This window comes from Pseudomonas sp. Ant30-3, from assembly GCF_000690905.1.
Lineage (GTDB): Bacteria > Pseudomonadota > Gammaproteobacteria > Pseudomonadales > Pseudomonadaceae > Aquipseudomonas.
The window spans coordinates 1-6,167 of the sequence record NZ_JMCL01000182.1 but is presented as its reverse complement, the minus strand read 5'-3'; the positions used below and the strand labels follow the sequence as shown (position 1 = coordinate 6,167).

5 protein-coding genes and 4 pseudogenes are annotated in these 6,167 nt (G+C 54.7%); 8 read left to right on the top strand and 1 reads right to left on the bottom strand.

Going from position 1 to position 6,167, the window contains the following annotated elements; translation table 11 throughout:
- A pseudogene (locus DU29_RS1000000132750) lies at positions 1-111 on the bottom strand (IS110 family transposase); the annotation flags it as partial.
- 240 nt (positions 112-351) lie between these two features.
- On the opposite strand from DU29_RS1000000132750, the gene DU29_RS0128340 reads away from it, so the two are divergent.
- The 8 genes and pseudogenes from DU29_RS0128340 to DU29_RS01000000130650 form a co-directional block, all read left to right on the top strand.
- Positions 352-1,032 carry a cupin domain-containing protein gene (locus tag DU29_RS0128340; protein ID WP_009399094.1) on the top strand — a complete coding sequence of 227 codons (681 nt, stop codon included), beginning with the start codon at positions 352-354 and terminating at the stop codon, positions 1,030-1,032.
- Positions 1,029-1,613 (top strand): TetR/AcrR family transcriptional regulator, encoded by a 585-nt coding sequence (locus tag DU29_RS0128335; protein WP_009399092.1) that lies wholly within the window; start codon positions 1,029-1,031, stop codon positions 1,611-1,613. The genes DU29_RS0128340 and DU29_RS0128335 overlap by 4 nt, the downstream gene beginning before the upstream one ends.
- A gap of 57 nt (positions 1,614-1,670) precedes the next feature.
- Positions 1,671-2,357 carry an SDR family NAD(P)-dependent oxidoreductase gene (locus tag DU29_RS01000000130670; RefSeq protein ID WP_011600758.1) on the top strand — a complete coding sequence of 229 codons (687 nt, stop codon included), beginning with the start codon at positions 1,671-1,673 and terminating at the stop codon, positions 2,355-2,357.
- A 24-nt stretch (positions 2,358-2,381) separates the two neighbouring features.
- Positions 2,382-3,408, top strand: a pseudogene (locus tag DU29_RS01000000130665) (IS30 family transposase).
- Positions 3,383-3,979, top strand: a complete 597-nt coding sequence (locus DU29_RS0128320) for a group II intron maturase-specific domain-containing protein (protein ID WP_028624723.1) — start codon at positions 3,383-3,385, stop codon at positions 3,977-3,979. The pseudogene DU29_RS01000000130665 and the gene DU29_RS0128320 overlap by 26 nt, the downstream one beginning before the upstream one ends.
- Before the next feature lie 80 nt (positions 3,980-4,059).
- Positions 4,060-4,537 (top strand): annotated as a pseudogene (locus DU29_RS01000000130660) (IS3 family transposase); the annotation flags it as partial.
- Positions 4,538-4,602: 65 nt separating this feature from the next.
- A pseudogene (locus tag DU29_RS01000000130655) lies at positions 4,603-5,465 on the top strand (IS5 family transposase).
- A gap of 295 nt (positions 5,466-5,760) precedes the next feature.
- The coding region (locus tag DU29_RS01000000130650; RefSeq protein WP_152635606.1) for a Rieske 2Fe-2S domain-containing protein at positions 5,761-6,167 on the top strand (407 nt) is incomplete at its 3' end.

Here is a 6,167-nt window from a genome sequence, read left to right as displayed (position 1 = left end):
CTGATCACGCGCAACCTTCGGTTTCACCAATATGGCTTTGCCAGCCTCATTGACGCCGTGAACGGCGAACACCGTCTTGGCTAAATCGATTCCCACCGTGATAACTGACATTGGCTTCCCCTCCAGTAATTGATGCAGTTATGAAACTTCATCATGGCACCTTGATGCCGCCTCGCGACTTTCGCCGCGGACTTGGACGGGGAAGTCCCTTTCATTCGCTAAGCTTCGCGAGTTCTCGTAACCAATTCACTGTTTTTCAATGTGTGAAAGAAAATGGCGAAAGCTGCTTGACAAGCGAACCGGGGACTTCCATTCTACCTACCAATTAGTCGGTATATGAAAATAAAAGCCATGAAACTTAATTCAGATCTTTCGCAGCGTGTTGTCGTCGAGCCTTCAAGCTTACAGTGGGTCGATTCGCCAGCGACTGGGATTCAACGCCAGTTACTGGAGCGTGATGGCGACGAAGTGGCGAGGGCCACCTCGTTCGTGCGATATGCGCCAGGATCGAGGTTCAAGCGCCATGTTCATCACCTGGGCGAAGAAATCCTCGTTCTTGATGGTATGTTCACCGATGAGTCCGGAACCTTCGGGCCTGGGACTTACATCAAGAATCCACCAGGTTCTTCGCATGCACCAAGCTCCGCGACGGGTTGCACGTTGTTCGTCAAGCTGCGCCATCTTGATCTAGCCGACAGCCAACGCACCGTGGTCGACACTCGTAACGGACCCTGGTTTCCAGGCCTCGTGCCGGGTCTGTCGGTGATGCCACTTTCTGAGTTCGACACCCAACATACGGCTTTGGTGCGCTGGGCTCCGGGGACACGATTCAATTCGCATCGTCACTACGGCGGTGAAGAAATCTATGTGTTGGAAGGCGTCTTTGAGGATGAGTTCGGAAGCTACCCTGCCGGCACATGGATGCGCAGTCCGCATTTGAGTGCTCACCGCCCCTTCAGCAATGAAGGCTGCACTATCCTGGTCAAGACAGGCCATCTGCCAGTCGCTGAATCAAATGAGGCACTTGCATGAAGCATTTCTCCGAAATCTCGCCGACCGCCGAGCGCGTGGTCGATGCCGCTGAAGGCTTGGTACAGCGGCATGGCTACAACGGCTTCTCATACGACGACGTGGCCCAGTTGGTAGGCATCAAAAAACCAAGCATCCACCACCACTTCCCCAAGAAGGGAGAACTCGTGGCCGTGGTCGCACAGCGCTACACGCACCGGTTTCGTGAGGAGTTGCTGAGCATCGAAGGGCAGCATGCGAAAGCGCCTGATAGGCTAACTGCGTATGCGGCACTTTTCGAACGCACCTTCGCCAAGGACCGGCGCCTTTGTGTCTGCGGCATGTTGGGTGCCGAGTCGGACTCGCTGCCGGACGCCGTTGTGAGCGAGGTCAAGCGATTCTTTAAAGTCAATCTCGACTGGTTGACTCTTGTCGTTGCCGACGGTCAGCGTGCCGCGCTGATCACCTCAAATTCCGCCGCAGAGGCTCTCGCAGAGGCGTTCTTGTGCGCGTTGGAGGGCTCGATGGTGGTGGGCCGTGGCATGCGATCGCCACGCGGACCGGCCGATGTTGGAAACACTTTTCTTTCTACCGTGTTGACCTAAGGTCGGCACTTTTTGCAACATGATCCTACCATTTAGTTGGTAGTTTAAGAGGTTATTATGAACACTGAATTTAATGGCAAGAAGCTGTTGGTCATCGGCGGCACTAGTGGGATGGGATTGCAAACTGCCCGCATGGTTCTCGAGCAAGGCGGAAGCGTCGTCATCGTCGGTCACCGCGAAGACAAAGCCGAAGAGGCCCGCAAGGAGCTGTCGTCGTTGGGCGCTGTGACAGCCCTGACTGCCGATCTCTCGCGAGTCGAAGATGTGAAGCGACTCCTGCATACCATCGATGAGAACCACAAGGACATCAATCTTCTGGTCAACGCTGCTGGGGTGTTCTTCCCGAAGGCGTTTCTTGAGCACACGGAAAGTGATTACGAGCAATATTTGTCGTTGAATAAAGCGTTCTTCTTCATCACACAAAAGGTCGTGGCCAACCTCGTGGCCAGCGAGCGTCCCGGCGCCATCGTGAACATCGGCTCGATGTGGGGCAAACAGGCGATCGCGGCTACGCCGTCGTCCGCGTATTCGATGGCAAAAGCAGGTTTGCATTCGCTGACCCAGCACCTTGCGATGGAGTTGGCATCCAAACAAATCAGGGTCAATGCCGTTTCTCCGGTGGTTGTCGAAACGCCGATTTACGAGGGCTTCATACCCAAGGTCGAGGTTCATGGCGCCTTACAGGGATTCAACAGCTTCCACCCAATCGGAAGGGCGGCCGCGGAAACTGAGTGCAACACCTGACCTTTCCGGTAAGGTGCTGCCCCCATGTCATATGAAGAACTCAGCATAGAAGAACGCGCCACGATTCAGGTAAGCCGCTTGCATGGCATGGGCCGGCGAGAGATTGCCCGGTTGCTTGGCCGAAGCCCCTCCACGAAGTCGTGAACTGCGGCGCAACACGGGCGCCAACGGCATCTATCACGCACCTACGGCCCAGGGCCACATGCGTCAACGTCGAGAGGTCTGTCGCCCGCAAAAGAAGCTGGTGCTGGGCAGCGAACTGCTTGAGTTGGTGGTGGTGTTGCTGCGAAAAAACTTCTCTCCCGAGCAGATTGCCGGCAAGCTGCGCAGCATGGATATTCCCAGTTTTGAAGACGTTTACGTTTGTCGCGAGACGATCTATAGCGCGGTCTATGCCCTGCCTGTGGGTGAGCTGCGCAAGGAGCTGATCCGGTGCCTGCGCCAGGGCAAGAGTACGCGCCGGCCACGTGCAGGAGGCGTTGATCGGCGCAACCAGATCCCGGAGATGGTGAGCATTCATGTGCGTCCGCCGGAGATTGAAGACCGCCTGATGCCGGGGCATTGGGAGGGTGACCTGATCAAAGGCAAGGCCAACGCCTCTGCCGTGGGCACGCTGAACGAACGCACCAGCGGCTACCTGATGCTGATCAAGCTGAACGATGCCACGGCGACTTCGGCCGTAGAGGGCTTCAGTGCGGCCCTCAACCGGATGCCGCTGGCGGTGCGCAAGAGCATGACCTATGACCAAGGCCGGGAGATGACCCGGCATGCCGAGATCACCCAGAAGACGGGGGTGGCCATCTACTTCTGTGACCCGCACAGCCCCTGGCAGCGCGGCAGCAACGAGAACATCAATGGCTTGATCCGCCAGTACCTGCCCAAGGGCACAGACTTGTCTGTATACAGCCAGGAACAGCTGGATGCCATTGCCTACGAGCTGAACATTCGGCCACGCAAACGCTTTAACTGGAAATGTCCGATTGAAGTGATGACCGAGGTGATGGAAAAAGCAATGGCGATGCAGCATGATGCACCCGCTTCAATTCAATAACCGTGTTGCACTTAGCTCCTGCAACCGCCATGGATTTGTTTTTCTGGGCCATCGGATCATCCGCAAGCGTAGCCGCTACGGCGACATGCGTGTGGTAACGACGATTCCACGAGACAAAGCCAGAAGCTTCGCAGCCTCACTGACGGCACTGCTCTCAGGTAACCACAGTGAAAGTAAGATCGACATGGTTGAATCGATCAACCGAAAGCTGGAAGGCTGGGCCGCGTTTTATCAATTCGTTGATTTCAAAGCCAAAGCATTCAGCTATATCGATCGTATCGTGTTTTGGAAACTGGCCCATTGGCTGGCTCACAAATACCGCTCCCGTATCAAACCCCTGATGCGCCAATGGTGCAAAGCACCTAAGCCCAGCCAAAGTAAGACCTGGGTTTTATTTGGCAAGACTAATAACGGCAAACTCAGCGGTGAAATACTGTATCGGTTAGTTGGGCAAGGCAAGAAGCAGTTCCGGTGGCGCCTGCCCGAAGGTAATCCCTACCTGAGGTCGGAACTCAGGAACACATGGACCTCGCGTTTCACTGAAGTGGCTATGGCGTTCGCCAGCGTTTAAACGGAGAGCCGGATGCATTGAAAGGTGCACGTCCGGTTCGGTGAGGAGAGGCAGGGAAATAGTCCGACTACGCCCTGCCTCTTACTCAACTCCGCACCTACGAAGGGTGGCTGTACTTGGCAGTAGTGCTGGATCTGTTTTCTCGCCAAGTGATCGGTTGGTCAATGAAGCCCAGGATGAGCAGCGACCTGGCTATCGACGCCATGCTGATGGCGGTGTGGCGGCGTAAACCGAAGCAAGAAGTGATGATTCACTCAGATCAAGGTAGTCAGTTCAGCAGCTCAGACTGGCAAAGCTTCCTGAAGGCTAACAATGTGGTCAGCAGCATGAGCCGGCGAGGAAACTGCCACGACAATGCCGTTGCAGAGAGCTTTTTCCAGCTGTTAAAGCGGGAGCGAATCCGACGAAAGATCTACGGAACACGCGAAGAAGCCCGGAGTGATATTTTCGATTACATTCGAGATGTTTTATAACCCTAAACGCCGGCACGGCAGTGCTATGCAGTTATCGCCAGTAGAGTATGAGAAACGCTATTTCCTGAGCTTGGAGAGTGTCTAGGGAAACTCTGAAAAAGACTTCCTGATTTTGGCAAAATAGCCGGACACCACCCGCCGAGTTTTCCGATGAAGCAGATCTCCTTCGCCGATGCTGAGTATGCCGGCAAGCGTAAACAAACCCGACGTGAGCGTTTTCTGATCGAGATGGATCGGGTGGTGCCGTGGAAGGGCTTGATTGCCTTGATCGAACCGCATTACCCGAAGGGTGAAGGCGACCGGCCGTCATACCCGTTGATGGCCATCTTGCGTGTGCACCTGATGCAGAACTGGTTCGGCTACAGCGATCCGGCGATGGAAGAGTCGCTCTAAGACCACAATTTTGCGCCAGTTTGCTGGGCTGGGACTGGAGCGCATCCCGGATGAAACCACCATCCTCAATGATTATCCATGCGCCCAGTTCGACCAAGAATAAGGAAGGTAAGCGCGATCCTGAGATGCACCAAACCAAGAAAGGTAACCAGTACTTTTTTGGCATGAAGGCGCACATTGGTGTGGATGCCGATTCGGGCCTGGTGCACAGCGTGGTGGGTACCGCCGCCAATGTGGCCGACGTGACTCAGGTCGACCCATTACTGCATGGTGAGGAAACCCATGTTGCCGGAGATGCTGGCTACACCGGTGTCCACAAGCGCCCCGAACATGAAAGTCGAAAAGTGATCTGGTCGATTTCCGCCCGGCCCAGTTCGCACAAAAAGCACGGCAAAAAAAGCCTGACTGGCCGAATGAAGCGCAAGATCGAATACGCCAAGTCGCAGGTGCGCGCTAAGGTCGAGCATCCGTTCCGTGTGATCAAGCGCCAGTTTGGATACACCAAGGTGCGGTTTCGCGGCTTGGTGAAAAACACAGCCCAGCAGGTCACGCTGTTTGCGCTGTCGAACCTGTGGATGGTGCGCAAACAGTTAATGATCACGGGAGAGATGCGTCCGTGATGCAGGGAATCAACCCTGCGAAGCGCCTCACAAGGGCGAAACCCTGTATTTGAAGGTGAAAAATGACCTGATTTTCGATTGAGACGCTGTTTTTTAAAAATCATTGAGAAAATCAGCTCGGAAAACGGGACTACTTCAGACCTTCCTTAACGGGCTGCAGTGTCCGGTTTGATAGGGATAAGTCCAGTCTTGCAAGAAGCGGATACAGGAGTGCAAAAAATGGCTATCTCTAGAAAGGCCTACCCCTTAGGCTTTATGCAGCAGAAATAATAATAATGGAGTCATGACCATGACAATGCACCTGGGACTCGACTATATAGATAGTCTCGTTGAAGAAGACCAGAATGAGGGCATCTACCGCTGCAAACGCGAGATGTTCACCGACCCTCGGCTGTTCGATTTAGAGATGAAACACATCTTTGAGGGTAACTGGATTTATCTCGCCCACGAGAGCCAGATTCCCGAGAAGAACGACTATTACACCACGCAGATGGGCCGGCAGCCGATATTCATCACACGCAACAAAGATGGTGAGCTCAATGCCTTCATCAATGCCTGCAGTCACCGCGGCGCCACGCTCTGTCGCTTTAGGAGTGGAAACAAGGCCACCCACACCTGCTCGTTCCACGGCTGGACCTTCAGCAATTCGGGCAAGCTGCTCAAGGTCAAAGACCCCAAGGGCGCCGGCTATCCGGACAGCTT

What these genes read in the sequence shown, in the direction of transcription:
- DU29_RS0128340 (WP_009399094.1), top strand. Translation starts at nt 352, where the DNA reads ATGAAACTTAATTCAGATCTTTCGCAGCGTGTTGTCGTCGAGCCTTCA.
- DU29_RS01000000130670 (WP_011600758.1), top strand. Translation starts at nt 1,671, where the DNA reads ATGAACACTGAATTTAATGGCAAGAAGCTGTTGGTCATCGGCGGCACT.
- DU29_RS0128335 (WP_009399092.1), top strand. Translation starts at nt 1,029, where the DNA reads ATGAAGCATTTCTCCGAAATCTCGCCGACCGCCGAGCGCGTGGTCGAT.
- DU29_RS0128320 (WP_028624723.1), top strand. Translation starts at nt 3,383, where the DNA reads ATGATGCACCCGCTTCAATTCAATAACCGTGTTGCACTTAGCTCCTGC.